Here is a 2,405-nt window from a genome sequence, read left to right on the forward strand (position 1 = left end):
TGAACGAACACGGTGCGGAGCACAGACGCGCCTTCCTACGGGGAGCGGGGAGTTTCCACGAGCCTACCCGGCGACAACCTCCGCGAGGTGCTGGCCGGTCAGGCTGTTCCCAGGCTCCGCGACGAGCTCGCGCGGGGTGCCCTCGAACACGATTTGGCCGCCGTCGTGCCCCGCACCCGGCCCGAGGTCGATGATCCAGTCCGCGTGCGCCATCACGGCCTGATGGTGCTCGATCACGATCACGGTCTTGCCCGCGTCCACGAGCCGGTCGAGCACCCCGAGGAGCTGTTGCACATCGGCGAGGTGCAGGCCCGTCGTCGGCTCGTCCAGGACGTACACCTCGCCGCCGTCGCCCATCTGCGTGGCGAGCTTCAGCCGCTGCCGTTCCCCGCCCGAGAGCGTCGTCAGCGGCTGGCCCAGGCTCAGGTATCCGATGCCGACATCGTTCATCCGCTCAAGAATCTTCACGGCAGCCGGGGTCTTCGCCGCCCCGTCCCGGAAAAACTCGAGCGCCTCGGCGACGGGCATACCGAGCACCTCGCTGATGTTCTTCCCGGCCACCCGATACTCGAGGACCGCGGCCTGGAAACGCTTGCCGCCGCACTCCTCGCACACGGAGGAAACGGGAGCCATCATCTGCAGATCGGTGAACACGACCCCCGCGCCGTTACACGCCGGGCACGCGCCCTCCGAGTTCGCGGAAAACAGGGCGGGCTTCACCCCGTTCGCCTTCGCGAACGTCTTGCGGATCGGCTCCAACAGTCCCGTGTACGTGGCCGGGTTGCTGCGCCGCGAACCCCGGATCGCGCCCTGATCCACGACCACGACGCCGTCGCGGCGCGCGATCGAACCGTGCACGAGCGAACTCTTCCCGGAACCGGCGACCCCGGTCACCACCGTCAGCACCCCGGTCGGCACGTCCACGCTCACGTCCCGAAGGTTATTCGTGTTCGCCCCGCGCACCTCGATCACCCCCGTCGCCGGGAGCACCGCGGGCTTCAGACTCGCCCGGTCGTCCAGGTGACGCCCCGTGAGCGTGTCGCTGGCACGCAAGCCCGCAACCGAACCCTCATAGGTGATCCGCCCGCCCGCGGCTCCCGCGCCCGGCCCGAGATCGACAACGTGATCGGCAATCTCGATCGTCTCCGGCTTGTGCTCGACCACGAGCACCGTATTGCCCTTGTCCCGCAGGTGCGTGAGCAGGGTGTTCATCTTCCGGATGTCGTGCGGATGCAGGCCCACCGTCGGCTCGTCAAACACGTAGGTGATGTCGGTCAGGGACGAACTCAGGTGCCGCACCATCTTCACCCGCTGCGCCTCGCCGCCGGACAGGGTCCCGGTGGGACGCTCCAGGGCCAGGTATCCGAGCCCGATCCCGACAAAGGAGTCCAGCGCCAGCTGAAGGTTTTCCAGCAGCGGGGCCACGGGCGGCAGGTCCAGCCCGCGCACCCACTCCGCGAGATCCGAGATCTGCATCGCGCAGGCATCCGCGATGCTGATTCCCGCGACCTTCGAGGAGCGGGCCAGTTCGCTCAGCCGGGTGCCCTGGCAGTCGGGGCACACCTGGAACGTGACCGCGCGGTCCACGAACGCCCGGATGTGCGGTTGCAGCGCCTCCCGATCCTTCGACAGCATCGACTTCTGGATGCGCAGCACCAGCCCCTCGTAGGTGAGGTTGATGCCGTTCGCCTTGACCTTCGTCGGCTCGTGGTACAGGAACGCGTGTCGCTCCCTTTCGGAGTAGTCCCGGATCGCCTTGTCCGGGTCCACGAAGCCGGAGCCGGAATACATCTTCACGTTCCAGCCGTCCACGCCGTACCCGGGCACCGTAATCGCGCCCTCGTTGAGCGACTTCGAGTCGTCCATGACCTCGGCGAGGTCGATGTCGGAGACCCGGCCGAGGCCCTCGCAGCGCGGGCACATGCCGCCGACGCGGTGATAGCTCGCCTTGACGGCCTTGCTGTGGGCGTTCTTCTCGACCGTGATCGCGCCGCTGCCCGACACCGTCGCCGTGTTGAACGAGAACGCGCTCGGAGAGCCGATCTGCGGCTCGCCCACCCGGCTGAACACCACCCGCAGCATCGCGGTGGCGTCGGTGATCGTGCCCACCGTCGACCGCGGATTCGCCCCGATCCGCTCCTGATCCACAATGATCGCGGTGGTGATGCCCTCCAAGACATCCACGTCCGGGCGGGCCAGCGTCGGCATAAAGCCCTGCACAAACGTGCTGTACGTCTCGTTAATCATGCGCTGAGACTCCGCGGCGATCGTGCCGAACACGAGCGAGCTTTTCCCCGAGCCGGACACCCCCGTGAACACGGTCAGCCGGCGCTTGGGCAGGTCAACGCTCACCTCGCGCAGCGTGTTCTCGCGGGCCCCGCGCACCCGGATGACCTCGTGCCGAT

1 protein-coding gene is annotated in these 2,405 nt (G+C 67.8%); it reads right to left on the reverse strand.

What is annotated here, in order from left to right; all coding sequences use genetic code 11:
* Positions 1-63 precede the first annotated feature (63 nt).
* Positions 64-2,405, reverse strand: a 2,342-nt coding sequence (locus tag OOT08_RS17570; RefSeq protein ID WP_325094156.1) for an excinuclease ABC subunit UvrA, incomplete at its 5' end; no start/stop codon positions are given.

Origin of the sequence: Leucobacter sp. M11 (genome assembly GCF_035726885.1) — a bacterium.
GTDB lineage: Bacteria > Actinomycetota > Actinomycetes > Actinomycetales > Microbacteriaceae > JAPFRB01.